Here is a 25,962-nt window from a genome sequence, read left to right on the forward strand (position 1 = left end):
CAACGTGCCCGTGCCCTACCCCCCGCCGGACAAGCTGCCCGTCAAGGTCTGCGAGATCCCGTCATGTCCGTACCGCCGACGCGCAACTCGCGACGGTCGGCGTGTGTGCCAACAGCACCAGCGGATGTGGGATAACCACAACCGCTTCACCCTGTCACTGAACCTCGCCTCGGTCGAGTTGAGATATACGCGCGCGGGGTATCCCGAAAAGGGCGGTAAGCCATGACAATTCAGCGTCCGGACAAGACTGGGCAGCGATCACGGAATCGGCGGAGCAGGCGGTGAAACACGCCCCTTTGGGCGCATCATTTGGACGCCTGGCTACCCAGAACGCCGACCGTGCCCCAATGCCAACAAGCCGCCACAGTGCCCGGCGTAGCAAGGACCGCACCTCACCTCGACGGCACACGCTGACACGGGCGTGAGCAGATCAGCTCACTCGCGAAATGTGGTTCCGATAATACTCGTGCCGAATATGGTCCCCCTGACCCGTAAACGCCCGAAAATCACCTATTCGGTACGCGAGACCGCTGGACCTCTCATCCTTGATGATCTCGAAGTCCTTGTCCAGCAGGGAGATTCGACGATCGATTTCGGGATCGTCAATAGCGAGTTTCGCCCGCTGAATGATTTGCGCCGCGGTAAGGAATATGTCCGGGTCCTGCTGGGCCTGGTCCCGCAGAACCTTGTATATGGGATCTGCGAGCGGATCGTCATTGCGCTCGATCGGATCGCCGATGCGCCGAAGCGCGCGGGAAATGGACTGCCCGATCGCTTTGGCGACAGGGGGTGGAAACGCATTTCCAATCTGTCGGTATTGTGCCGTCTTCTTCCCCGTGAAGATCCAAGCGAACTCGCCGTCCCCGGCCTCCTCCAGATCGGATCGATGGGCTTCGTCCTTGGCCATCACCCATCCTTGGATGCGCGCAACCATCTCGACTGTCAGTTTCGGGCCGAACTCGGTCATCGGACGCTTATCGTAGGGCGGCGCGGTGTCATGCACGCCGTAGGCATCTACACCGAGTTCTGCCCACGCTCGCTTCGCCCTGGTCGGGCCCAGGTCAGCACCACCGTGTTTCTTCGATCCACCGACGATTGTCGGAGCGATGCCGTTTGCCTTCTCCGCCCACGCGGTCGCGCCCTTCCATCCACGTTCCATCATCAATGGCAGGAGCGTCTCCCCGACGGTTTTCACTTCGCCAGTGGCCTCGGGCCACTTGAAGTACTGGAAATCTTCGGGTGCCATAGCAACGAGAACGAAGCGGGGCCGCAGCTGAGGCACTCCGTATTCGGATGCCTGGATAAGGCGCCACTCGGCCGAGTAACCGAATTTACTGAGCCGGTCCAGAACGTGCTGCCGGTATCCAGCGAAGCGCGGCATGCTCAGCCCACGAACGTTCTCGAGCAACAGCGCACGCGGTCTCATGACATCGACTTGTTCGACAGCCCAAGCAAACAAGTCCCGTTCGTCATTCGCGCCGAGCTGCTTTCCCGCAATGGAGAACGGAGGACACGGAACACCACCTGCGAGCAGATCGATCTGCCGTCCACCTTGTCCTTCTGCGTCCGGAGCAAAGGCCTTCGGGTTGAATACCTCCGGATTGGCCACGTCACCGACCTCGACCTTCCAGTGCGGACGATTACGCTGGATCGTGTCCGCAGCGGTTTGGTCGAGTTCGACCGCAAGCTTGTGCTCGAAGCCTGCTCGCTCGAGCCCGAGCGCCTGGCCGCCGGCTCCGGCGCAAATCTCGATGACGCTGAGCTCGGTCACGCGGTGTCCCTTCTGCGAAGTGATGTATCGAGCGATCCTGTGGGACGCGGATGACTATCATGCCGTGCAGTCAGCGACCAGTCGAAAGCTGGGTAAGAGATGGATCGAGACGACTTGTCACCGCCGATGCCGGGAAGCCGTCGTGGCGTGCCGACAGCATCGTCACCAGGGCGCGGGCGCAACATGCGTGCGATCAGGCGCACCGACACCAAACCAGAGGTCGAGCTACGGAGCGAACTGCATCGGCTCGGGTACCGGTTCCGGAAAGACTTCCCGATCGCGGTCGAGGGTCGCAGGCCAGTCAGGCCGGACATCGTGTTCACAGCTCGCCGGGTCGCGGTGTTTGTCGATGGCTGCTTCTGGCACGCATGCCCTGAGCACGGCAGATCGCCGACCACGAACGAGTGGTACTGGACACCGAAGCTCCGCCGTAACGTCACGCGAGATCGGGAAGCCGACGCCGCGTTGTCGACTGCTGGTTGGACAGTGGTCCGGGTATGGGAGCACGAACCGATCGCGGCCGCACTGACCGCGGTGGTCGACAAGCTCGATCGGGACCCGAACATATGAGCGATCGTAGGTGATCAGCTAGCTGGGGTCACGGCAACCCACCGGCAGAGCTAAGTTGGCAGATATGGGGATGACCTTCGGAACTGACCTGCTGGGGTGGAAGCGCAGCCGCAAGAACAAGCTGGGCTGGCAGTGGGTACCGAATACCGCTGACACCGACAACGTGTCGAGCCTTCGGTTGTCAGCAGCTGTGCTCGAGTACCTGTCCGCCCCGAATCCGAACGGCGGTGCATCGGATCCGGTCGAGCCGCCGGGCAACCCGGGGGTTCTGCTCGAGACCCAGGTCGCGGCAGACCTCGCCACCGAGCTTCCGCGGCTGGATCCGCTACGCAAGTGGGAAATCCGGAAAGGGCAGAGCATCGTCAACTATGCGCAATACCAGCACCTGGCTGCTATGGACCGCGCGATTGCGAATGATCCCAACCTTCGCGTCACCCTGGGGACCGACTACTTGATCAAGCCGGACGTCCTCGTGGGTCTCCTCAGTACCCCGACTGCGACAGAGCATCCGTGGTTACATGCGGCGCTGGCCTGCAAGTGGACTATCCGGTCCGACCGGGTCCAGAACATCCGTCATGAGAACGGAAACATGATCCGGCATCGACGGGGTCGCCTGCCTCATTTGGTGACCATCACTGCAGAGCCGTTGCCGACGCGGCTGGCATCGATCGCTCGCGGCACCGGCGAAGTCGACGCCACCTACCATCTGGCATATCCCGCAATGGCCCACGCCGTGGCAGCGGTCGGAACCGGCGAACAGCGAGATGCGTGGGCAGAGGTCACAGAACAGGGGCGCCTGCTGGACTACACGCAACTCGCTGCGTCACTGGCCACTTGGTAGCCCGCCGGGGATCGTCTACTCGGGCGGAGCGACCACGTCATCGAAATGCCGCAGTAGCGCACGAACGTCCGCAGCGTCCATGCCGGCACCAGCGGCAGGCTCTTCTTCCAGGTCAGCCAGTTGCTGAACGTCTGGATCATCGAGAATCGCCGCCATGAACCTCAGCTTCGCATCCAAGCGGAGGCGCACCACCTCGTCGACGGTGCCGCGAGTGGCGAGGACCGTCACTCGCGTCTCCGTACCTGGTGCGAGCCCGAGCCGGTGGATACGGTCCAGACTTTGCAGGAACCGGCCAGCCATGAAGTCCCTGTCAACGTAGACCGCGTCGTGGCAGATGTGGTGGAGGCTGACGCCTTCGCCAAGCGTCGCCGGGTTGGAGATGAGGACATGGCAGTCTGGGTCTTCCCGGAATCGCCGCAATTGCTCGTCCCGGTCCGGGGTGCCGCCGTAAACCGTCGCAGGGCCGAAGTTCTCGAGAAGCTTCTCGAGCGTAGTCAAGCTACGGACAAAAGTCGTCCATACCAGGGTTTTCCGGCCGGCCGACGCGTTGTCGGCGACGATCTTGACAGCTTCCTGGTACTTGGGTGACAACTCGATGCTGGGTAGGTTCTGGAGCAGGTCGAACAGCGAATCGCCCGGCGACGGCTGAAGTGGGGGAAGCTGGTACTCCAGTGGCTCATATCGGCTCGTACCTTCGAGGAGCAGGGCAGGGCTGGTCGCGGCCATCAGCATCCGCAGCATCGCCCGCCCGAGTGCCTCGATATTCCCGCGCGAGCTCTCGGCGCGGGCGGAGTAGTTCCCTTTGAGCGCTTCGTAAACCTCCGCATGTAGAGGAGGCATGTCCACATACCTGATCCTCGACTCAAACGGGGGCAGCCCGAGTTCATCCTTCGTCGTGCGGGTGAACAGCGGACGGAGTACCGCGCTGGCACGCGCGAGATCACCACCCCCAACAGCCTCGATCACAGCCCGTTTACCGTGCCCGGGCCACACGAACGAGAGCAAGCTCTCCAAGTCACGTGCGCCGTTCGGTGCCGGCGTTCCGGTCAAAATCAGCCGACGATTCGCCAACGGACCGAGAGCAAGAGCCGCCGAGCCGTACGTACCACGCGCACCGAGCTTGATCCGGTGGGCCTCGTCCAGCACGATCATCGAGGGCTTGGCGCGGAGCCAGGTTGCCAAAGTGTCCAGCGAACGATCGAGGCGTTCGTAATTCACAATGCAAAGTTCCGCGAGCGAATCGGTGGTGCGGCCGGTAACGGCACTGCGCAGCGGTTCCGCAAAACAGTACGAGCTCTCGTACTCCCAGGACTCGTATGCTGACTTCGGACCGACAACGAGCAGCCGCTCCGCCTCTCCCCGAGCGCGTGCCGCAGCATATACCGCCAGTGCCACACGCGTTTTGCCTGCACCAGGAACGCTGAAGTTCGCTCCGTGTCGCAGCGACAGGAGCCTAGCAATGTCTCGCTGCTGGAACGAGGTGAGCTCGCCGGTCCAGTCATGGCCGAGCAAGTCGGCGACTGAGTCCGGATGTACGGCGTCCGCCGAGTTCGCGTCTGTCCCATCGAGGTTCCGCTCGACAGCTTCGGTGTCGTCGAGAACCCCGGTGACGAGCACCCGCAGGTCTTCGGCCCACTGAACATCAGGATGGGACCAGCTACCGAGCTCACCCAAATTTACGAGGAAATCATCGAGATCCACTTCGGCGGACAAGGGTCCCCTCGCGCCGGAAGTACTGAGACGGGAGACCAGCTGCTGGAATTCAGGCTGGAAGTCCGGCGTCGTAAGCAGCTCCACGCGCATGCGAGTCACTCCGAACCGCAGGCGGAGCGAAGGATTCTGAACGTTGGTCATTACAACCGGGCCCTACTCTCGATCGCGGCAGCGAGCCAGTCGAGACCGTTTCCGGGAATCTTGACCGATCGCTGAGCCTCTATCGCGAGCTGCTCCAGGACAGTATGCAATTGAACCAGTGCGTCGTCGAACGCGTCTTCGTCGAGACTCGAATTCCCTCTCGCCAATACAACATCATTGACAGCCTGCTCGAGGTCCTTACAGGCCGCCACGACCCGGTCAGGAGCAGCGAGACGCTTCTTCCGGAGCATCGCGTCACGACCAGCCACCGTGATCGCGTTGCCGAAGGCCTCCTTATACGACGAAATCACCTTACTGGCTTCAGTTTTGGCATGTTCCCCGACGGCTTCGCCGGCAGCGGCAACAGCTTTCGCCTGCAGGAGCTTGTCGGTGATCGCCCGTGCAGTAGCAACATCAGCCCCTGATGCCTTTACGCTGCGACCGAGTCCAGGGATCGCAACAGCATCGCCGGCGCCCGGGTCCGTTCCCCCGAACTCCTCGATCAACCCTTTGTCGAGATACCGTTCCTGAAAATCGGTTCCGACGAACCGCACATCAGTCTTGGCATATTCCAGCACAATCGCTGCGAGTCGAGACTCTTTCAGCAACTCCGCTCGTTCTTTGTTCTTCTTATGCTCGTCCTGATATGCACGGTAGAGTTCAGCCAGTTTCTCCTGAGACTGTTCGAAATCCGCGAGCCGCATCGACTCCTGGTCGGCGGTTCGGCTGCGATCGATGCAATTCCGCAGCTCAGCCAATACCCAGAAGTCCCGCTCTACGACATTTGCAGTCGTGTGAAAGGTCTTCGCGATGACCGATATCGGGCGGTGAAGCTGATCCCGCTGCTCTTCCAGCGCGAGCAGTCGATTGACATATGAGTAGTTGCGTCGTTCATCGCGCCGCAACTGGAGGGAGACCTCGACCGCATTGATATCGTCCCAAGTGCACGATGCCGGCAGCACCCCGACACGCATGCTGGTGGCCGTTCGTCCAGCTCGCAGCGCAGCGCAGCGGGTATTGCCGTTGACAAGGATTCCTTCGCGAGTGATCAAGCCAGGTTCGATCTGGCCGAACTGTTCTAGATGCTCGGCCAGCTTGTCGAACTCAGGGTCCTGCTGCGCCAGGTCCGCAGGCCGGCGAGTGAGCAGGTGCCGTAGGTAGTTCTGGCTCTCCTGGCTCCACGGGTCATCCGAAAGCGCGGCGTCACGCACCGGATCCAGACTGCGCTGCGCCCGAATCCGGTGTGTACCGGGGTTGTAGTACAACGCGGTGATCGGCATGTCGATGACCTGAACGTGGAGCGGGGCATCGCGCCACTCCAGCGTCAGAGTCTCGGCGACACCGACGTTGTGGTCGAGGTCCCCGAGTCGCTGCGCCACCATCGCGCGAACAGCGTCCGCTGTGGGGGGAACACCAAAGTCTGTGAACATTCCTGTGGTCTCTCTCGATCAGATATTTGTGGGCTTGGGGCCGGACCGCCGCTGCGACTACTTCAACCTGTCCCGGACTTCGCCCCGCGACTCCGCTGGGAGCGTCCTGTACAGCGCCCACAAGTCTTCCGCCTCGCTGAAACCACGTGCATCCCGCTCGATCCACTGACTCAGCATCTGTTTCTCATAGGTGGTCAGCTTATCGACTCTGTTCAGCACGTCACCAAGGTCGGCGATCGCGTCGCGGCCTCCAATTCGGCATCGGCTGCACTCGAGAACCATCTGCACCGACGTTCCACCATCTGGCAGCCTCACCGTGCGGCGGGCGACGTCGAGCTGCGACGCGACGTAAGTGCCGGCGTAGGTCTCCCCCGGACCGATGCCGCATGAACGGCACTTACGCCCGTCCTTCACCATGACCTCGTAGCGTTCGGCCGCCGTGATCGTTGCACCGGCCGGCCTTGTGGCCTTGCCTGGTTCCCACACCGCTATGCCCTGCTCCACGAACCGCTGCTCATGCGGACCGAGCGATGCATCCTCGCGATTGGTATCGATCCGCCAGCCGAAGTCGCGGAGGTCTCGCATCCGCCGATCGACCTGAGACTTGTCCGGAAACGCGTCTCGCAGCTGACCCTTCGTGAAGAGGCCGCCAACCCCAACTTCCTGCACCAACCACAGCGCGCAGGCCTTCATGGTTCCAAGCTTCGGGTCATTCCATACAGGTACAGCCATCAGCAATCGGTCCTCTCACGTCGACGTTCCAGGAAGAGATCGCCGATCCGGATTGGTCCAGCGGCCTGGCCTCATCAACTCAACAGCACGATCCGGCACATGGAAACCCATCTGCTGTCCTGACTTTACAGCCGGTTATGTGCAGAAAGTCAGGACAGCCAACCTGTTTACCTCCAGGGTTACGGCAGTCACAATAGGTTCGGTCGTGCGCCATCTGTCTTGGGGGAGAGCTGTATTGATCAAGTGCTCGGACTACAAATTCGACCAGTCATGGTCCGCCCACCAGCGCCGGTTCTACTTCGAAGTACGCAAGTTGATGTGCTGCACACGCATGTCTCATCGCGAGCTGAGCAAGAGGGCTGAAGTCAGCAAGTACTCAGTCTCCAGATTGCTCGCTGGTCAGTACAAGTTCGGCCCCCGCGAGTCGACTCTGTGGCAGGTCTACAACTTCGCGGCGTCGGAGATCGATAGCGATCTGGAACTCCTCACCTGGGAGAACCTCCTCGAGTTGCGGCTCGGCATCGCTGACAAGCCGGGCGGCAAGGACATCGCGGCTCGCTTGACGGCTGCGGTTCCGTGCCCACAATGTGGGGCATCCGTGCCTACTGAGCCGGCTGAACCGCGCGCTTCGGAAGAGGAGACCTGGGAGGCCGCAGTCGGTGTTGATGTGCCGGTCCCCCTTGCCAGCGGGGACCGGCACATCAACACCGACATCGCGTGGCCGAGCCGCCCCCTTCTATGGCCGCCGGCATCGGACCTTGCGGGTTACATCGCGACCGGTGAGCTGGAGAGCTCGAGCCGCATGATTCATCACGTTGGCACGGATGCCCTACCAGAGGAAGCTGCAAACGCGCTCATTGCATGCCGCGACCTGGATCTGCTGGACGCATTAGCCGCGATTATCAATTACGCAGGATTGCGGGAGGATCGCGAGGTACTGCTGATCCTCCGCCCACTGTTGCTGCACGAACGGCATGCCGATGCCGGCGCGCTGTTGAACCGAGCGCTTTCCAGCAGTGAGCATCGCTAGGATCCTGCGCTGCTGGCCCAGGAGCCCCTGGGGCGATGGTCCGTCCGGTTCGACGTCGGCGACGCGGATCGGTCTACCCGAATGAGCAAATCAGGATCGCCGCGTTATGCCGGCAGCAAGCCGAGAGACCGCGACAAATCTAGGTGTTGAGATCGTGAACCGCTCTCTTCAATACTTGCAGGTCAGGGTGGCCATCTGCTGCCAAGAGGTAAACGCCGTGGAAGTTCGTCACTGAGACGCTGGTTCACATGTATCTGTGCCGGAATTTTCGTTGTACCGCACAGATATTGGCGAAGTACTGGTGAGTATCGGGGTGGGGCGGCATGCTCGGGGTGAGAGTCGCGCGTTGTTCAGGAGTCACATGGTTGTTCGAGGTGACCGGGGTGATGGCGCGCCGGAGACGTTGCCCGCGTTGCAGGGGCTGCCGGCGGAGGAAGCGCGGGATCTGTTCGAGTTGATGCGGTCGGCGGTGACGTTCGAGGCCAAGGCGTTGGACAAGTCGATCGACTCGATCATGGGGGCGTTGCCGCGGCCGTTGCGCGCGGTGACGAAGAAGATCATGTTCGGCGGGCGATGACGGATCTGACGACGCGGGCGCAGTTGATTCTGCTGGCCCGGACGCTGCACGTGCATCCGCAGCGGGTGCACCATCTGCGCTACCTGGGGGCGGATCGGTTACACGAGTTGCAGCAGCAGATCTCGGGGGTGCTGTTCGATCAGCACACCGAGACGTTTCGGCGGATCAGCGCGCTGGTGCCGTTCATTCCGCTGTCGATTTCGATTCCGTTGGTGCAGCGGCTCGTTCCGCCGATGACGACGGGGCGGGCGGCGGGGGCTGTGGGTGTGGAGCATCCGTTGAAAGCCGCGGAGACGTTGACGATGCTGGATCCGCGGTACGCGGCCGATTGCGCGCCGTATCTCGATCCGCGGGCGATCGAGCAGATCGCGGACATCGCGCCGACGCAACCCGTGGTCGAGATCGTCAACGAGTTGCTGCGGCGGCGTGACTATGTGACGGCGGGGCCGTTCCTGTCTTGCGCGACAACGGAATTGATCGCGGCGGTCGAGGCGGGGGTGCACGACGACGCGGGGCTGATTCATTCGGCGGCGTACGCGTACGACGTCGAGATCCTCAGCGCCGTGGTGCGGCAGTTGCTGGACGGGCCGCATCGGCGGGTGCCGAGGATGGCGCAGACCGTCCTGGCGGGGACGCCCGCGCTCCAGCACGCCGCGCTGTCGGTGTTCTCGCGGTGCGCGACCGATGTGATCAGCCGGGTGGGTGACGTGCTGTTCGGCAACGCCCGGCCGCGGGATGTCGCCCTGCTGGTCATGAACGCGCTGAGGGTGGGGGCGGCGCCGGAATTCCTCACGATGGCAGGGCATCTCACGCCGCTCGGGTTGTGGACGCTGGTCGGGAATTCCGTGTTCGGCGACGCCCGGGTGGCGGCGGGGCTGGTCCGGGCGCTGGACGGTAGCGACGACGCGGGCAGCTGGCGGGGACTGTTCACGTTGACCACTCGCATGGACGGCCAGTTCAAGTCGGTGGTCGGCGGTTCGCTGGCCGAGTTGTCCGACGCCGCGGTCGCCGAGTTGCCCGCGCGGGCTACCGAAACCGGGTGCTGGCCTGCACTGCTCGATGTGGTCGCCGTGGCGGGGTCCGATGCCCGCGCTCGGTTCGGCGCGGTGTGGGCCGGGCTGGGTCCGGAGCGGCGGGCGCATCTGCACCGGTGCATCACCGAGCATCAGTACGACACGCGGCTGGCCGAGATCACCGCGATGGTCGCGCCGGTGGCGGTCGATCAGCTGTTCTTCCATCGTCGCCGCAAGCAGCGATACCGGCAGGGGTGAGCCGCCGGCGCGACCTCGGGATGGATGTGCGTGAGAGTGGGTACCCGGGACATCGACTGTCGATTCCAGGAGGAACCATGTATCCCGCTCCCGCCCAGCGTCCCGCCACCGGAGGGACTGCGATGACCGCGGCGATACTGGCGGTGCTCGGCGGACTGGCCGCGTTCGGCGGGGTGCTCATGTACGTGGTGAACACGGTGCGCTTCGACAGTCCGCTGTTCGGGTGGGGGTACACGCCCGGCTGGGTGTCGATCGTCGTCGGGGTGTCGTTCGTGATCGACCTCGTCGCCGCGGTCCTGCTGCTCGCGGGGGCGGCGCAGGTGTTCGGCAGGCGCGGGGCGGGGCCGACGCTGGTGGCGCTGGGGAGCTTCGGCGTGCTCGTGGCATACCTGCTCGGCGTGCTGACGGGGCTGGCGATGAGCCTCCAGTACGACCTTCCGATCTTCAACGGGCAGAGTTCGATCTTCGGGCACACCAGCGTCGACAGCATGCTCGGGGCCTATGTCGACATCCCCTGGGTGGTCTCGCTGCTGGTGATGGTGTTCCCGGTGGTCACGTTCGTTCTCGCGGTGTTGCCGTCGACTCGTCGGTGGTGCAAGAGGGCGAACTTCGCTCGGCCGGGGTGGCCCGCCCAGGGGATGCCGTACGGGATGCCCGCGGCAGGTCCGCAGTATCCGCCTTACCAGGGACAGGCCGTCCCGGGTTCCGTTGCGCCACAGCACAATCCCGGTCAGCCACCGTACTACGGCCCGAGGTAGTTTCCGTAGAGCTCACCCCCGCCGAATTCGACCGCGGCTGGCACGACAACGGCCTGCACCTCGGCCAGAACCCGTTGCGCAAGTGGTTGCATCACCTGCGGCCGCACGGCGCGTTCGGCAGCGTCGACTGACCGATCGGGTGCCTGCTCGCCTTCGGTGGGCAGGCACCGACGGACCGGCCGGTCCAACCCGGCGTCTGATAAGAACGAACGCGATGAATCTGCACCAACTACGCTACGCGGACCCAGGGAAGTGGCAAGCAGCGGCGAATGACCTACTCGCGGCGGCGAAAGACTGCGAGGAAGCGGTCGCCGAGATCCACGCCAACGGCACCCGTCGCTTGGAAGAATCGTGGCCAGACTACCTCGGCGAGATCGTGCGCGGCCGCATCGTTGGAGTCACGGGCAAGCTCGAAGAGATCGGCGTCCTGTTGCGGGGTGCAGTCACTGCCCTCGACACCCTGGAGGACGCAGCGCGTATCGCGCAATCCCAGGCGAGTTCGGCGATCTCGGCGGGGACCGTAGCCGGCCTGCGTTTGGAAGGCGAGTCATTCGTCGTTCCCACCGACCATCCTGATCCCGACGCCGCCGAAGACGATCGCACGCGGTGCAATGCGCTCATCAAAGACGCGGTTGACGCCGCAACGCGAGCAGACGAAGAGGTGGCGGGCGCACTGCGCAAACTCGCTATCAGTGTGGACAGCAGCTCGCTCGACGAGGCGATCAAGCAACAATCAGCGGCGGTCACCGATGCGCTCGACGCTATCCGTGAGACGCTGCCCGCGGGCCAATCCCCCGATGTCGTTGCGCAGTGGTGGAACTCACTGTCGGTGGAACGACGACAGGACCTGATGCTGGCGGTCCCCGTCGAACTGCACAATCTCGACGGAATACCGGAGAGTGTCAAGACGGAACTCGAAGGATCCAACGGCTACAACGCGGTGAAGGCTGTCGAATTCGCTCGTGCCCACGCGAACGACACCTCGATCGACATCTTCGAGAACAACTGCGCGAATTTCGTGTCGACAACGATGTCGGCGGCCGGATTGGATTCGAAGGGCACGCTCACCACCGACGACGACGGCTGGAACCACAGCCGGACGGCCGGGATGGATTTCGATCCACCGGGCCCAGGATCGCTGCAGGGGCTCAGCTACACCGACACTTGGTACAACGCCGAGGCACAGAAGAAGTTCTTCCTGGACAACGGCGCGCAGGACGTCGGCGTCCAAGGAGCGAAGCCAGGCGACGTGATCTATTGGGAGCACACCCAGAACGTGGGTAGCTACTCCCCTGGCGAAGCCCACCACACAGCGATCGTGACCGGTGTTCTGCCGAACGGCGACGTTCTCTACACCCAGCACACGACGAATGGGAAAGACTTCAGCCTGACCGATCGCGTCGGTTTCGCGAACCAAGACGGCGGTACCCAGAACATCCGCGTCATCCGACCCAAGGAGACCTGGTAGTGGCGCTTCAGCCGAAGATCACCATCGCTGCCGCCACGGGCGCGTTCCTCGGCGCGATCGGCGCGCTGGTCGCGGCAGATGCGATGCTCGACGACCGCAGACGTGAGCTGCTTGCCACCCGCTGCGCGGAGACCATCGACGTGCCCGGCGCCGCGGTACTGCTCAATTCGCTGGGTGCGGGTCTGCTCATGGGCACGGCCATACTGCTAATCGCCGTTGTCGTGTCGGTTGCGCGCACCACGTCCCGCTGGAAGCCGATCGGCCTTCTGGCCGCAGGCATCGCCGTCGTTGTCACCTGCCTGTACGCGGCACTGGTCACCTTCGCGACTGTTTCTCCAGGATCGAACGAACCCGCGTCATCCGAGTACCACCCCTGCGCAGCCAGGATCTGAGAGGGACAACCATGGGCGAAATCTGCATCGACCCCGCGACAGCCGCGCAGGCGGGAACCGCGATCTCGACAAATAGTAGCGATTCCCGAGCCCGCGTCGAGACCCAATTCGACGAGATCGCCCCCGCCGCCGAGGCCAATGACGGGTGGAAGACCGGGCCTGCACTGGTCGATCTGGCGTTCATGCGAAAGCGCGACATCCTCGCCGGTCTCGACGAACTGGAGAGCATCGGTCAGAAGATCGTCGAAATCGTTTCGGCACGGGTTTCCGTCGACGAGCGGTACGCCACCAGCCTCGATCGGATCGGTAAGGCTGTGGACACGATGTCGGAGTAGCACCGCTAGGTCGACGCGGTGAAGCGCGAGCCCCATTCGGCCACTCGGACAAGGAGTTCCGGGGGTTCGTGGACGGTGAAGGGGGCCTCGGCGCGGCCCAGGACGAGGAGGGGCCAGTCCAGGTTGTCGGCGGTCATCTCGATGTGGGTGCGGGTGTCGGAGAGGGGGGTGACGGTGCACCAGCGGCCGACGCGGGCGGTGATGTCGGGGGCGGGGGCCTCGATGTCGGCGTGGACGGTGTAGAGGGTTTTGCCGAAACCTATTCCAGCGCGGACGAATTCGGCCGCGTCGGGGGCGGGGAGGTCGCGGGGGCGGAAGCGGATGCCGGTGGTGTGGGAGTCGGAGAGGCGGTCGACGCGGAAGGTGCGCCAGTCGTGGCGGGTGAGGTCGTAGGCGACCAGGTACCAGCGGCGGCCGAGGGAGACGAGGCGGTGCGGTTCGACCTCGCGGGTGCTGGTGCGGCCGTCGGCGGCGGTGTAGGTGAAGGAGAGGCGTTCCTCGACGCGGCAGGTCATGGCCAGGTCGGTGAGGACGGCGGGGTCGAGGTCGGCGAGGGGGACGGAGTTCCAGCCGGAGGAGATGGTCATGGCACGTAGGGCGTCGACGCGGCGGCGCAGGCGGGTGGGCAGCACGGTGACGAGCTTGGCCAGGGCCCGCACCGACGGTTCGGCCAGGCCGTCGGCCGCGCCCTGCGAGCCCGCCTGTAGACAGACGGTGATGGCGACGGCCTCGTCGTCGTCGAGGACCAGCGGCGGCAGCGCGGCGCCGGCCGCCAGCTGATAGCCGCCCTCCACGCCGGGGCGCGCGTGCACGGGATAGCCGAGGTCACGCAGCCGGTCGATGTCGCGGCGCAGCGTGCGCGCCGAAACGCCGAGGCGCTCCGACAGTTCCGTGCCTGGCCAGTAGCGATGGGTCTGCAGCAACGACAGCAGACGGAGGGTGCGTGCGCTCGTGTCGGCCATGTTTTCCAGTATCCGCGCAATTGCGGACAGAAAGTGGCCGCAATGGGTTCTACCTTGGGTTCATGACTTCAGAGACGCTTCTCGACACCGAACGCACCGACCTGCTGGAGATGCTGGGCAAGCACCGCTTCTTCCTGCGGAACACCACCCGCGACCTGACCGACGAGCAGGCCGGGCTGCGCACCACCGTCAGCGAGCTCTGCCTCGGTGGGCTGATCAAGCACGTGGCCTCGGTCGAGGCCAACTGGGCGAAGTTCATCGTCGAGGGCCCGGCGGCCACCCCCGATTTCGACTCGATGACCGAGGAACAGCTCGCCGCCTGGTCCGACGCGTTCCGGATGCTGCCCGGCGAGACCCTCGAAGGCCTGCTCGCCGAGTACGAGCGGGTGGCCGCGCGGACCGACGAGCTCGTGCGCACCGTGCCCGATCTGAACGCGAGTCAGCCGCTGCCGGAGGCGCCCTGGTTCGAGCCCGGTGCGCGCTGGAGCGCCCGGCGCACGTTCATGCACATCATGTCCGAGACCGCGCAGCACACCGGCCACGCCGACATCATTAGGGAAGCGCTGGACGGCGCGAAGTCGATGGGCTGAGCTCGGCGAGGATGGCCTCGGCCGCCGCGCGATGCTCCGCGGCGGCGGCGGGGTCGTCTAGCACCTCGGCGATCCCCTGGTGCGCCATCGCCTCCTCGAATCGGTAGCCGAGTCGCGGTGCCAGGTCGAGGGTTTCGCGATACAGGCGCACCGCGTCGTCGGGAAGGCCCGCGAGACGGCAGGTTTCGGCGTAGCCGTTGAGGAAGTGGATCTTCCAGTGCTCCTCGAACAGTTCGTCGAGCAGGGCGAAGGCCGCGCGGTGGCTGGCCAGCGCCTCGTCGTAGCGGCCCATCTGGCGCAGCGCGACGCCCCGGCAGTTCAGGCACCAGGCCTCGTTGTGCTTGTGGCCGTCCTCGCGGGCCAGTGTCAGCGCCTCGGCCAGATGATCCAGTGCCGCTTCGGGTTCGTCGGCGGCGATGGAGACACCGAGGGTGATGCGGGCGGGCAGCGACGGCGGCCATCCGGGGTCGGCGTGCGGGATGTCGAGAGCCTGCCGGGCCAGCTGAGCGGCCTGCTCGCGCTGACCGAGTTGCAGCATCGCCCACGCCTCGCTGGCGATCGCGTGCGCGGCGCCCATCGGGCAGTCGGCGGCGGTGTAGAGCTCGCTCGCCCGACGGAACAGGGTCAGCGGACGTTCGACATCGCCTTCGTCCCAATGGAGTTGGGCGCGGCGCATGGTCAGTTCGGCTTCGGTGAGGGTGTCGCCCGCCGCGCTCACCAGGGGCTCGGCGGCGGCGTACGCCTCGGCGGCCTCGGCCATGCGGCCCGCGTTGTAGCGGGCGAAGCCGAGGTCGCTGTGCGCCTCGGCCAGCTGCAGTGGATCGCCGAGATGCTGTGCGGCGGAGAGGGATTGCTCGAACAGGGCATTGAGATGGGTGGTGCCGCAGCGGCGCGCGAAATAGGCACGCATGAAGCGCGGCAGTTCGCAGACGTGCACGTCGGCCCTGGCCGCGACCGCCGCGTAGAACGCCGACATGAGGTTGGTGTACTCGGCGACGAACCACAGGAACGCGGTGTTCTTGTCGGCGAAGCGGGGCAGTTCGGCAGGCGGCGATCCGGCCGAGACGGGTCGCCCCGGTGACAGGAACGGCATGGCGGCGTCGGCGGCGGCCGCGGTGTGCACGTAGTAGTCGAGCACGCGCAGCAGCGCCCTGTCCCGCTCGGCCTGCGAGTCCTGGTCGAGGGTCGCGCGGCGGGCGTGCTGGTGCACCAGATCGTGCAAACGGTAGCGATCCTCGGCGGGCTGCTGCACGAGGTGGGCGTCGAGCAGTTCCTCGAGCATCGTCCGCGCGGTGCGCAGCGGGATGTCGGCCAGCGCGGCCGCCACGTAGTCGGTGAACGAGGAGCCGGGCAGCAGCCCGAGCAACCGGAACAGCCGCCGCTGGTCACGGTTGAGCTGCCGGACCGACATGCCGAAGGCGGTGTCGAATTCGCTGGGGCCCTCCGCCATGCGCTCCACCAGGATGCCGACCGACCAGCCGGGCCGATGCCGCAGGCGGGCGGCGGCCAGGCGCAGCGCCAGCGGCAGGTGTCCGCACAGCCGCAGCACCTCGGCGGCGGCGTCGGGGTCCTTGGCCAGCCGCCCGTCGGGCCCGTCGCCGCTGGCACGGGCCAGCAGCTCGGCGCTCTCGGCCGCGGACAACACGTCGAGGGTCACCGGCGGCACCTCGTCGAGCCCGAGCAGCCGGTTGCGGCTGGTGATCAGTGCGACCGAGTCGCCCGCGCCGGGCAGCAGCAGCCGCACCTGGTCGGCGTCGACGACATTGTCCAGCACCACAACGGCTTTGAGCTGAGCCAGCTCCGAGCGCCAGCACGCGGCCCGCTGTTCCACGTCCTCGCCCTGCGGGATCTTCTCCGAAGGCACCTGCAACGCGGCCAGCAGCGAACGCAGCGCGGCGTCGGGGTCGAGCGGTTGCCGGCCGTCGGTGAAGCCGTGCAGGTCGAGGTAGAGCTGGGCATCGGGATAGTCGGCGGCCAGGCGGTGCGCGGCGTGCACGGCCAGCGAGGTCTTGCCGACCCCGGCCATGCCGTCGATGGCGACCACCCGGTCGGTGCGTACGGCGTCGAGCACCGCGTCGAGGGCTTCGGCCCGGCCGGTGAAGTCGGGGATGTCGCGGGGCAGATCGTTGCGCGGGGGCCGCGGCGCGTCGGCGGGTGGGCTGGGCGGCTGCACCTGGCGACTCGTCTTCGGCGGCGCGGGCAGCGGGTTGGTGGCCCGCTCCCACAGCGGGCGCAGCGGCCGCGGATCGCGTTTGACCAGGCGGCACAGCTCCAGCACGGCGGGCCACGGCGGCACGGTCTGACCGCTCAGATACCGCGACAGCGACGACGAGCTCAGCCCGGTGTCGCGGGCGAGCGCGCGCACGCCCTGGCCCGACAACTCCTGGATCATGCGCAGGCGCGCGGCGAGTTCGTCCTGCGGATAGGCCCGCGCCTGCTGCTGCACAACCACCGTTCGCACTCCATCGTCCCGGCCCGGTACGACTGATTTCCCACCGACAAGTGGGAGGTCAGGGCCGTTTTTCACTGTCCCACAGTGTCCCACAGGCATCGTGTTCCCGTGCCGCCCGGGCTGTTATTGAGACACACCGCGAACAGCGGAGAAGAACACCACGAAGGAGAACATCATGCAGTCCCGGATGCAGAACCCCGCCATGGTCCTCACCGACGCCATGGGCCCGATCCAGCAGGTCCTGAAGGCGGTGCAGACCGGCGGCGTCGACGGCGAGATCCTCGAGCTGGTGCACCTGCGGGTCAGCCAGATCAACGGCTGCAGCGCCTGCGTCGACGGCGGCACCAAGACCGCACGCAAGGCGGGCGTGTCCGAGGAGCGGCTGGCCACCGTCGTGGCCTGGCGCGAGACGCCGTACTTCACCGACGAGGAGCGCGCCGCGCTGGAACTGGCCGAGGCGGCCACCCGCATGGCCGACCGTCCCAACGCGGTCACCGACGAGGTCTGGGACGCGGCCGCCAGCTACTTCGACGAACGTCAGCTCGCGTCCATCGTGCTGATGATCGGCGTCACCAACATGTTCAACCGGCTCAACGCCACCACCCGCCAGATCGCGGGCGCCTGGGCCTGAGGCCCCCTCACCAGAAAGGACAGACCGATGGCCGACACCTCGCACGGGGGCTTCTCCCGGTGGATGCAGCACAAGATGAACGCCAGGATGAACCGCAAGATCCGCAACGGCAAGGGCACCTTCATGGGGATGAACGTGCTGATCCTCAACACCGTCGGGCGCCGCTCCGGCACACCGCGCCAGACCCCGATCTCCTGGTTCCCCGGCGGCGAGGACGCCTGGCTGCTGGTCGCCTCCGGCGGCAAGAACGGCGACCCGGACTGGCAGCGCAATCTGCTGGCGCACCCCGAACAGGCCAGCATCGAACTGCCGGGCGAGTCCCCGCGACAGGTCGTGCCCGAGGTGCTCACCGGTGCGGAACGGGCGAAGGCCTGGGACGCGATCACCGCCGAGCAGCCGCGCTACGGCAAGTACCAGGCCAAGAGCGAGCACGAGTACGCGGTCGTGCGGCTGTCGTCGCGATGACCACCGCTATGGTGAGCTGTCCGGGCCGGGGCAGCTCACCGCGGTCTCAGGCCGGCAGCAGCCTGCCGATCACCTCGGCCAGCTGACGCACGTTGCGGCACTCGTGCATCGTGACGACCTCGGTGTAGGCCTCGGCGGCGGAATCGCCGGTGTTCCACGACCGCGACGGTTCCGGATTGAGCCAGTACACCGCCTTCGCGTGCGCGGAGATCGCTTCCAGCGCCGCCAGATTCGGGTCGGTACGGTTCGTGCGAGCGTCGCCGAGAATCAGCACACAGGTGCGCGGACCGACCGCGTCGAGATACCGGTCGACGAAGCCCTGGAACGCCTCGCCGTAGTTGCTGGAGCCGAACCGGGTGACCCCCGCCTCGCGCACGATGTCGCGCGCGAAGCCCGGCGCCGGTGGCTCGCCCGGGGTGAAGTAGCCGGTGATCTCGGCGCAGGTGTCGACGAAGCCGAAGCTGCGGACCCGGCTGAACTGGTCCTGGAGTGCCTGCACCAGCTGCAGGGTGAACTCGGCGAAACCGCTGACCGAGCCCGAGACATCCGCCAGCACAACGAGATCGGGGCGACCGTGGCGGCGGGCACGGAGGACCGGATCGATCGGCACGCCGCCGGTACCCATCGAGCGGCGCAAGGTCCGGCGCAAGTCGATCTGGCCGCGGACCGCCTTCTTCCTGCGCACCGCGAGCCGGGTCGCGAGCTTGCGGGCCAGCGGATGCACCAGGCGGCGCATCTCGGCCAGATCCTGTGAGCGGGCGCCGAGGAAATCCAGGCTGTCTCCGGAGCTTTCGACACCGCGGCGCGCGATGTTCTCGACACCGCGCAGCTCGGCCGACCGCAGCCTGGCTTCGGACTGCACGGCAGCGCGGAACCGATCGACCCGTCGACGGGCTTCGATCGTGTGCACGGCGGCGTCGAATTGCCCCGCGCCGCCGAGTGTTTGCGCGACCTCTTCGGAGATCTCGTCGGGGCGTAACGACTTCATCGTCAGATACGACGACCAGCCCGCCCCGGAAGCCCCGCTCACCCGGCCCGCGGTCTCCCCCGCGCCGCCGTAGGCGCCGAAGGTGTCGAGCGCTTCCCTGGCCAGCTCGGCGTTGTCCTCGCCCGCCACCAGCGCAGCGGTCACCCGCTCGCGCAACGAATCGGGATCGGCGCCCGGGCGCGGCGCCGGCCTGCCGCCGCCGAAGAACAAGTCGAAGAGCTGGTCGAAGACCGAGCGCTGGCCGTTGCGGCGAAGCAGGCACGCGGCCAGGCCCGAGCGCAGCAGCGCCAGGTCGGCGGTGCCGAGAACCACGATCGCGGCGGCGGCGTCGACGGTTTCGCTGGGGCCCGCGTGGATGCCGTGTTCGCGGAGCAGGCCGACGAAATCGACCAGCCGGTCCGCGGTGGGCACTGCCATCCGCTCGGCCGCGGTCGTCATGACGTCACCGTGCCCAGATCTCGCGCCCGCGGCCGGTCGAGGAGCGGCCGACGGTGAGTCCCACGCCCGAGCCGGGCGCCCAGCACCGACCGGCGATCAGCACCGCGCGCGCGCGTGCACGGCCGGCGATCGGAATCGCCGCGGAACTCAACGCGGACCGTCATCGGGACCGTCCAGTGCGAGACGCTCGACAGCGAGCCGATGGTCGGACTGGTACTTCAGCAGCACACCCAGCGTCGAGCGCACCACCCCGGCCGAGAGCGTCCGCGTGCCCAGCGCCACCAGCGTCTTGGCCCAGTCCACGGTTTCGGCGATCGACGGCGCCTTGCGCAGCGACAGCTGCCGCAGCGCGCTCACTGTCGTCACCACCGGCTCGGCCAGCGCCGCGTCCAGCTCCGGCACCTTCAGCCGGATGATCGCCTTCTCCAGCTCGGCCGTCGGATAGTCGATGTGCAGATACAGACAGCGCCGCTTGAGTGCCTCGGACAGCTCCCGGTGCGCGTTGGAGGTGAGCAGCACGAACGGCTTGCGTATCGCCGTGACCGTGCCGAGCTCCGGGATACTCACCTGGTAGTCGCTCAGCACCTCGAGCAGCAGGCCTTCGATCTCCACGTCGGCCTTGTCGAGCTCGTCGATCAGCAGCACCGTCGGCTCGGGGTTGCGGATGGCCGCCAGCAGCGGCCGGGCCAGCAGGAACTCCTCGGTGAACACGTGCTCGCGAGTGCCCTCCCAGCCCTCGCCGGACGTGGCCGTGATGCGCAGCAGCTGCTTGGCGTGGTTCCACTCGTAGAGCGCCCGCGCCTCGTCGATGCCCTCGTAGCACTGCAGGCGGATCAGCTCGGCCGAGACCGCGGCCGCGACGGCCTTGGCGAGCTCGGTCTTGCCGACCCCGGCCGGACCCTCGATCAGCAGCGGCTTACCGAGCTGGTCGGCCAGGAACACCGCGGTCGCGATGTCGAGGGACGGCAGGTACCCGGCCGCGCTCAGCCGGTCGGTCACCTGGTCCACCGAGGAAAAGAACCTACTCATCGGTAACCAGTGTAGGGGGCGACCGGAACCGGCGGCGCGCGACGTCGGGCCGGCCGCGGGCCCGGTCAGTAGGCGTGCGGTGCCGCGGTGATCCGGCCCGAGTCGATGGCCGCGAGCAGGGACAGGCGATCGGTGACGGTCTGGTCCGCGTAGGCCAGGCCGAACTCGCCCATCGCCCGGTCGAATCCGTCACCGGTGCCGAGATAGGCGGCGATGGCCACGCGGTCACCGGTCCGGGCGTGCGCCCGCGCCAGCACCGATCCGCACAGCGCGGCGTAGCGGGCGAGCCCACTGTGGGACAGACCCGCGATGTCGGCCGAGCCCTTCATGTCGCGCAGCTGCCGCCAGTAGAAGAACCGCCCGGCCGGACCCGTGGCCCAGCCGAGGAACACATCGCTGGCCGACTGCATCAACCGCTGCCCGACCACGACCCGGTGCCCCTGATGGTGGTACTTGCTCGGCTTCAGATGCGGCGCGAGCACCGAGGTCTCAGCCTCCTTCACCTGCAGGAACAGCGGACTACCCGACTCCTTGTCCATCAGCAGCGCGATGAAGCACCTGGTACCGACACTGCCGACACCGACCACCTTCATCGCCTGATCGACCAGCCGGTAGCGATCGATCAGGGTGCGCCGCTCGTCGGGCAGGCTGCGCCGGTAGTCGCCGAAGACGTCGTTGAGTTCCTTCTCGTCGGCCAGTTCGATCGGAACGAGCAACGGCGGCTGGTTCTTGATCCGCGGCACCCCGTTCGCGTCCGGTTCGGTGAGCTTGGCCAGCGCCTGCAGGCTGGTCTTGTTCCGGGCGGACGTGACGGTCTTGTCGAACTTCCTGCGCTCCTTGGGTTTCTGGACGAGTTCGGCGACCTGATCGACATCGACGAGTTCGTACCAGACGGTGAGGCTGTCGGTCTCGGCGAGCTGGTGCATGGTCTCGCGGTAGCCGCGCGCGGCCGCCTCGACGGCCGTGGCCGCACGCTCGTCGTCACAGCCGTTGTCCCTGGCGGCGACGGCGACGCTGGCGGCCAGGCGTTTGACGTCCCACTCGAACGGACCGGGCAGCGTCTCGTCGAAGTCGTTGACGTCGAAGACGAGCTTGCGTTCCGGCGAAGCGTAGAGGCCGAAGTTCGACAGGTGGGCGTCACCGCACAGCTGCACGGTCAGCCCGGTGTTCGCGCTCTGCGCCAGATCGGCGGCCATGATCGCGGGCGCACCACGCAGAAAGGTGAACGGCGACTGCCGCATCCGCGCGTACCGGATCGGCACCAGTTCGGGCACCCTGGTCGCGGCCTGCCGCTCCAGGATCGCGACCGGGTCCTCGCGATTCGGCCCGGCTCCCCACTCCCCCAGCTGCGATCGCGAGATCCGCTTCCGCGCCGCCTTCCCCAGCTCGATCGCCTCGCCCGCGAAGTCCTCCACCGTCTCGTTCGTCATCGAGCAAGTCTCGCGCTACCGTCACCGAACAGCAAGGATCCGCGCCGCGCCCACCACCGGCAAACGCCCGAGGGGCCCGCTCGCGCACGGCGAACGGGCCCCTCGGGGGAAAGACGCGGAACTTACGCGGTTTCGGTGATCGGGCGGTCGACCCAGCTCATCAGGCCGCGCAGCTTGGCGCCGGTGACCTCGATCGGGTGCTCGGCGTTCTGCTTGCGCAGGCCCTCGAGCTCCTTGTTGCCGCCCTCGACGTTGGCGACGAGGCGCTTGACGAAGGTGCCGTCCTGGATGTCCTTGAGGATCGCCTTCATGCGCTCCTTGGTGTCGGCGTCGATGACGCGCGGACCGGACAGGTAGCCGCCGAACTCCGCGGTGTCGGACACCGAGTAGTTCATGCGCGCGATGCCGCCCTCGTACATGAGGTCGACGATCAGCTTCAGCTCGTGCAGGACCTCGAAGTAGGCCATCTCGGGGGCGTAGCCCGCCTCGACCATGACCTCGAAACCGGTCTTGACCAGTTCCTCGGTGCCACCGCAGAGCACGGCCTGCTCGCCGAAGAGGTCGGTCTCGGTCTCTTCCTTGAAGGTGGTCTTGATGACGCCGGCGCGGGTGCCGCCGATGCCCTTGGCGTAGGAGAGCGCCAGCGCCTGGCCCTCGCCGGTCGGGTCCTGGTCGACCGCGATCAGGGCGGGGACGCCCTTGCCGTCGGCGAACTGACGGCGCACCAGGTGGCCGGGGCCCTTCGGGGCGACCATCGCGACGGTGACGTTGGCCGGAGCCTTGATCAGACCGAAGTGGATGTTGAGGCCGTGGCCGAAGAACAGCGCGTCGCCGTCCTTCAGGTTCGGCTCGATGTCGTTGGTGAAGATCGAGGCCTGCGCCGTGTCGGGCGCCAGCACCATGATCACGTCGGCCCACGCCGACACCTCGGCGGGGGTGCCGACGGTCAGACCGGCCTCTTCGGCCTTCGGGCGAGACTTCGAACCCTCGGCCAGGCCGACGCGGACGTCGACGCCGGAGTCGCGCAGGCTCAGCGAGTGCGCGTGGCCCTGGCTGCCGTAGCCGATCACGGCGACCTTCTTGCCCTGGATGATCGACAGGTCAGCGTCGTCGTCGTAGAACATCTCGACTGCCACTTGGTTGGTCCCTTCTGAATGAATGCGGTTGGGAAAAGTTATCGCGGAGGTTGCTGCGGTCGGTTCAGCGGGTCGCGGTGATGGACTTCGGTCCGCGGCCGACGGCCACGACACCGGACTGCACGATCTCGCGGATGCCGTAGGGCTCGACCATGCGCAGCAGGGCATCCAGCTTGGACCGGGTGCCGGTGGCCTCGATGGTCAGCGCGTCGGGCGAGACGTCGATCACCTTGGCGCGGAACAACTGCACGGCCTCGATCACCTGCGTGCGCACCGAGGCGTCGGCGCGCACCTTCACCAGGATCAGCTCGCGGGCCACCGAGGCGTCGGCGTCCTGCTCCACGATCTTGATGACGTTGATCAGCTTGTTGAGCTGCTTGGTGACCTGCTCGAGCGGCAGATCGTCGACGGTGACGACGATGGTCATGCGCGAGATCTCCGGGATCTCGGTGCCACCGACGGCCAGCGACTCGATGTTGAAGCCGCGGCGCGAGAACAGGCTCGCGACACGCGCCAGCACGCCCGGCTTGTCCTCGACGAGAACGCTCAGGGTGTGGGTTGTGCTCATTCCTGGTTGCCCTTCTCGAATGCCGCCTGCTCGCGCTCCATCGCCTCGTGGATGACGGCCGGTTCGGCGACCGCCTCGTCCTCGTCGAAGAGCGGGCGGATGCCGCGGGCGAACATGATCTCGTCGTTGCTGGTGCCCGCGGCGACCATCGGCCACACCTGGGCGTCCTTGCCGACGATGAAGTCGATCACGACCGGGCGGTCGTTGATCGCCTGCGCCTGCCGGATCGCGGGCTCGACATCCTCTTCCTTCTCCACGCGGATGCCGACACAACCCAGTGCCTCGGCCAGCTTGACGAAGTCGGGGATGCGCAGGGTGTGCGTGCCCAGATCGGTGTTGGAGTAGCGCTCCTCGTAGAACAGGGTCTGCCACTGGCGGACCATGCCGAGGTTGCCGTTGTTGATCAGCGCGACCTTGATCGGCACGCCCTCGACGGCACAGGTGGCCAGCTCCTGGTTGGTCATCTGGAAGCAGCCGTCACCGTCGACCGCCCAGACCTCCTTCTCCGGCGTGCCCATCTTGGCGCCCATGGCGGCCGGGACGGCGTAGCCCATGGTGCCGAGGCCACCGGAATTGAGCCAGGTGCGCGGGTTCTCGTACTTGATGAACTGCGCGGCCCACATCTGGTGCTGGCCGACACCGGCGCAGTACACGGCCTCGGGGCCGGCCAGGCGACCCAGCGCGTCGATGACGAACTCCGGCGACAGCGAACCGTCGGTCGGGGTCTTCCAGCCCAGCGGGTAGTTGTCGCGGATGTCGCTGAGGTAGGTCCACCACTCGGTGAGGTTCAGCAGCGGCGCGGCGCCTGCCTGCGGATCGGCCTTGAGGGTCTCGATCAACTCGACGATCACCTCACGCGCGTCGCCGACGATCGGGACGTCGGCGTGGCGGTTCTTGCCGATCTCGGCCGGATCGATGTCGGCGTGGATGACCCGCGCGTCGGGCGCGAAGGAGTCCAGCTGGCCGGTGACGCGGTCGTCGAAGCGGGCGCCGAGGGTGATCAGCAGGTCCGACTTCTGCAGGGCCGCGACGGCGCCGACGGTGCCGTGCATGCCGGGCATACCCATGTTCAGCCGGTGGCTGTCGGGGAACGCGCCCCGGGCCATCAGGGTGGTGACGACCGGGATGCCGGTCAGCTCGGCGAGCTCGAGCAGCTCGGCCGAGGCGTCGGACTTGATGACGCCGCCGCCGACGTAGAGCACCGGCGCCTTGGCCTCCAGGATCATCCTGGCGGCCTCGCGCACCTGCTTGCCGTGCGGCTTGGTCACCGGGCGGTAGCCGGGCAGGCGCATCTCCGGCGGCCAGGAGAAGGTGGTCTGGGCCTGCAGCGCGTCCTTGGTGATGTCGACCAGGATCGCGCCGGGGCGACCCGAGGCGGCGAGGTAGAACGCCTCGGCCAGGATGCGCGGGATGTCGATCGGGTCCTTGACCAGGAAGTTGTGCTTGGTGATCGGCATGGTGATGCCGGAGATGTCGGCTTCCTGGAAGGCGTCGGTGCCGACCAGGCTGGACGCCACCTGTCCGGTGATCGCCACGATCGGGACCGAGTCCATCTGCGCGTCGGCCAGCGGGGTCACCAGGTTGGTGGCGCCGGGGCCGGAGGTGGCCATGCACACGCCGACCTTGCCGGAGGCCTGCGCGTAGCCGGTCGCCGCATGACCGGCGCCCTGCTCGTGGCGCACCAGCACGTGACGGACCTTGGTGGAGTCGAACAGCGGGTCGTAGACGGGAAGGACCGCGCCGCCGGGAATGCCGAATACGGTGTCGACGTCGAGCTCTTCGAGGGACCGGACCACCGACTGCGCGCCGGTGACGCGCTCGGGCGCGACCTGGCGGCGGGTGGGGTTGGTCGCCGGGCCGCCAGCGGAGGGCTGGCCGGCCGAAGGCGCTGACCTGCGGGCCGATGGCCCGGGTCGTGCGGTTGGTGCACTCACCGTCTTCGTTCCTAACTTTGTCGTTCTGACCCCGGACAACACTGGTGTGCCTGAACACGCGGTGCCTTGACATAAAAAATCCCCCGACCAGCACAGGGCTGTTCGAGGGTGGCGCGTCGCAACGCGAGCTGACGTATTCGACTCAGATAGTCAGGCTCAACGCTGGACGCGCCGGCCGATTACGAGCAACTCGTTTCTGATCACGCACACGACGTTATGCGCGCGTGAACCGAAGAGTCAAACAGACTACTCTCTGCATCCCATTATGTGGGACGCGAGTGGTTGCGTGGGTCCGTGTACCAGGATGCGA

General features: G+C 66.4%; 24 protein-coding genes. 12 read left to right on the forward strand and 12 right to left on the reverse strand.

Features of this window, described 5'->3' with window-relative positions:
* Positions 1-430: 430 nt before the first annotated feature.
* Entirely contained in the window at positions 431-1,771 is a 1,341-nt protein-coding gene (gene dcm, locus AB0H56_RS10995) for a DNA (cytosine-5-)-methyltransferase (protein ID WP_357160441.1), read from the reverse strand.
* Positions 1,772-1,954: 183 nt separating this feature from the next.
* Here dcm and AB0H56_RS11000 point away from each other — a divergent pair, with 183 nt between their 5' ends.
* Both AB0H56_RS11000 and AB0H56_RS11005 read left to right on the forward strand, forming a co-directional pair.
* Complete coding sequence (locus AB0H56_RS11000) at positions 1,955-2,341, forward strand: very short patch repair endonuclease (protein WP_357161247.1); 387 nt, start codon at positions 1,955-1,957, stop codon at positions 2,339-2,341.
* A 64-nt stretch (positions 2,342-2,405) separates the two neighbouring features.
* On the forward strand, positions 2,406-3,182 hold the full coding sequence (locus tag AB0H56_RS11005; protein ID WP_357160444.1) for an NgoMIV family type II restriction endonuclease: 777 nt from the start codon (positions 2,406-2,408) through the stop codon (positions 3,180-3,182).
* 15 nt (positions 3,183-3,197) lie between these two features.
* Here the strand turns inward: AB0H56_RS11005 and AB0H56_RS11010 are convergent, their stop codons facing one another.
* The 3 genes from AB0H56_RS11010 to AB0H56_RS11020 are packed head-to-tail and all read right to left on the reverse strand — an operon-like array spanning position 3,198 to position 7,198.
* A complete protein-coding gene (locus AB0H56_RS11010; protein WP_357160448.1) occupies positions 3,198-4,985 on the reverse strand; it encodes a DEAD/DEAH box helicase in 1,788 nt (595 codons plus the stop codon).
* 50 nt (positions 4,986-5,035) lie between these two features.
* The gene (locus AB0H56_RS11015; protein WP_357160451.1) at positions 5,036-6,466 is read right to left on the reverse strand and encodes a transcriptional regulator; all 1,431 of its coding nucleotides are present in this window, start codon (positions 6,464-6,466) and stop codon (positions 5,036-5,038) included.
* Positions 6,467-6,523: 57 nt separating this feature from the next.
* Entirely contained in the window at positions 6,524-7,198 is a 675-nt protein-coding gene (locus tag AB0H56_RS11020; protein ID WP_357160454.1) for a hypothetical protein, read from the reverse strand.
* 205 nt (positions 7,199-7,403) lie between these two features.
* Between AB0H56_RS11020 and AB0H56_RS11025 the strand changes: the two genes are divergently transcribed.
* The 7 genes from AB0H56_RS11025 (at position 7,404) to AB0H56_RS11055 (ending at position 13,029) form a co-directional block, all read left to right on the forward strand.
* The gene (locus AB0H56_RS11025; RefSeq protein WP_357160457.1) at positions 7,404-8,228 is read left to right on the forward strand and encodes a hypothetical protein; all 825 of its coding nucleotides are present in this window, start codon (positions 7,404-7,406) and stop codon (positions 8,226-8,228) included.
* A gap of 361 nt (positions 8,229-8,589) precedes the next feature.
* Positions 8,590-8,805, forward strand: coding sequence for a hypothetical protein (locus AB0H56_RS11030; protein ID WP_146229188.1), 216 nt, complete (start codon positions 8,590-8,592; stop codon positions 8,803-8,805).
* The gene (locus AB0H56_RS11035; protein ID WP_357160462.1) at positions 8,802-10,076 is read left to right on the forward strand and encodes a hypothetical protein; all 1,275 of its coding nucleotides are present in this window, start codon (positions 8,802-8,804) and stop codon (positions 10,074-10,076) included. The genes AB0H56_RS11030 and AB0H56_RS11035 overlap by 4 nt, the downstream gene beginning before the upstream one ends.
* A gap of 122 nt (positions 10,077-10,198) precedes the next feature.
* Entirely contained in the window at positions 10,199-10,834 is a 636-nt protein-coding gene (locus tag AB0H56_RS11040; RefSeq protein ID WP_357160465.1) for a hypothetical protein, read from the forward strand.
* Positions 10,835-11,048: 214 nt separating this feature from the next.
* Positions 11,049-12,302 (forward strand): amidase domain-containing protein, encoded by a 1,254-nt coding sequence (locus AB0H56_RS11045; RefSeq protein WP_357160468.1) that lies wholly within the window; start codon positions 11,049-11,051, stop codon positions 12,300-12,302.
* The gene (locus AB0H56_RS11050; protein WP_357160470.1) at positions 12,302-12,694 is read left to right on the forward strand and encodes a hypothetical protein; all 393 of its coding nucleotides are present in this window, start codon (positions 12,302-12,304) and stop codon (positions 12,692-12,694) included. The genes AB0H56_RS11045 and AB0H56_RS11050 overlap by 1 nt, the downstream gene beginning before the upstream one ends.
* Before the next feature lie 11 nt (positions 12,695-12,705).
* Positions 12,706-13,029 (forward strand): hypothetical protein, encoded by a 324-nt coding sequence (locus AB0H56_RS11055; RefSeq protein ID WP_357160473.1) that lies wholly within the window; start codon positions 12,706-12,708, stop codon positions 13,027-13,029.
* 5 nt (positions 13,030-13,034) lie between these two features.
* Here the strand turns inward: AB0H56_RS11055 and AB0H56_RS11060 are convergent, their stop codons facing one another.
* Complete coding sequence (locus AB0H56_RS11060) at positions 13,035-13,991, reverse strand: YafY family protein (protein WP_357160476.1); 957 nt, start codon at positions 13,989-13,991, stop codon at positions 13,035-13,037.
* 62 nt (positions 13,992-14,053) lie between these two features.
* On the opposite strand from AB0H56_RS11060, the gene AB0H56_RS11065 reads away from it, so the two are divergent.
* The gene (locus tag AB0H56_RS11065; protein ID WP_357160479.1) at positions 14,054-14,581 is read left to right on the forward strand and encodes a DinB family protein; all 528 of its coding nucleotides are present in this window, start codon (positions 14,054-14,056) and stop codon (positions 14,579-14,581) included.
* Here AB0H56_RS11065 and AB0H56_RS11070 read toward each other — a convergent pair.
* Positions 14,544-17,033, reverse strand: a complete 2,490-nt coding sequence (locus AB0H56_RS11070) for a tetratricopeptide repeat protein (protein ID WP_357160482.1) — start codon at positions 17,031-17,033, stop codon at positions 14,544-14,546. The two genes, AB0H56_RS11065 and AB0H56_RS11070, sit on opposite strands and share 38 nt — an antisense overlap.
* A 175-nt stretch (positions 17,034-17,208) precedes the next feature.
* Between AB0H56_RS11070 and AB0H56_RS11075 the strand changes: the two genes are divergently transcribed.
* Positions 17,209-17,664, forward strand: a complete 456-nt coding sequence (locus tag AB0H56_RS11075; RefSeq protein ID WP_357160485.1) for a carboxymuconolactone decarboxylase family protein — start codon at positions 17,209-17,211, stop codon at positions 17,662-17,664.
* A 27-nt stretch (positions 17,665-17,691) separates the two neighbouring features.
* The gene (locus AB0H56_RS11080; RefSeq protein ID WP_357160488.1) at positions 17,692-18,129 is read left to right on the forward strand and encodes a nitroreductase family deazaflavin-dependent oxidoreductase; all 438 of its coding nucleotides are present in this window, start codon (positions 17,692-17,694) and stop codon (positions 18,127-18,129) included.
* A gap of 46 nt (positions 18,130-18,175) precedes the next feature.
* Here the strand turns inward: AB0H56_RS11080 and AB0H56_RS11085 are convergent, their stop codons facing one another.
* The 6 genes from AB0H56_RS11085 to AB0H56_RS11110 form a co-directional block, all read right to left on the reverse strand.
* A complete protein-coding gene (locus tag AB0H56_RS11085; RefSeq protein ID WP_357160491.1) occupies positions 18,176-19,555 on the reverse strand; it encodes a VWA domain-containing protein in 1,380 nt (459 codons plus the stop codon).
* A 147-nt stretch (positions 19,556-19,702) separates the two neighbouring features.
* Positions 19,703-20,584: a MoxR family ATPase gene (locus tag AB0H56_RS11090; RefSeq protein WP_357160494.1), complete on the reverse strand. Its 882-nt coding sequence runs from the start codon at positions 20,582-20,584 to the stop codon at positions 19,703-19,705.
* A 65-nt stretch (positions 20,585-20,649) separates the two neighbouring features.
* Positions 20,650-22,014, reverse strand: coding sequence for a DUF2252 domain-containing protein (locus tag AB0H56_RS11095; RefSeq protein ID WP_357160497.1), 1,365 nt, complete (start codon positions 22,012-22,014; stop codon positions 20,650-20,652).
* A gap of 122 nt (positions 22,015-22,136) precedes the next feature.
* The gene (ilvC, locus tag AB0H56_RS11100; protein WP_280340439.1) at positions 22,137-23,138 is read right to left on the reverse strand and encodes a ketol-acid reductoisomerase; all 1,002 of its coding nucleotides are present in this window, start codon (positions 23,136-23,138) and stop codon (positions 22,137-22,139) included.
* Positions 23,139-23,214: 76 nt separating this feature from the next.
* Positions 23,215-23,718 (reverse strand): acetolactate synthase small subunit, encoded by a 504-nt coding sequence (ilvN, locus tag AB0H56_RS11105; protein ID WP_019048314.1) that lies wholly within the window; start codon positions 23,716-23,718, stop codon positions 23,215-23,217.
* The gene (locus AB0H56_RS11110) at positions 23,715-25,652 is read right to left on the reverse strand and encodes an acetolactate synthase large subunit (protein WP_357160500.1); all 1,938 of its coding nucleotides are present in this window, start codon (positions 25,650-25,652) and stop codon (positions 23,715-23,717) included. The genes ilvN and AB0H56_RS11110 overlap by 4 nt, the downstream gene beginning before the upstream one ends.
* Positions 25,653-25,962: the final 310 nt, after the last annotated feature.

This window comes from Nocardia sp. NPDC050717 (genome assembly GCF_040654275.1).
Taxonomy (GTDB): domain Bacteria; phylum Actinomycetota; class Actinomycetes; order Mycobacteriales; family Mycobacteriaceae; genus Nocardia.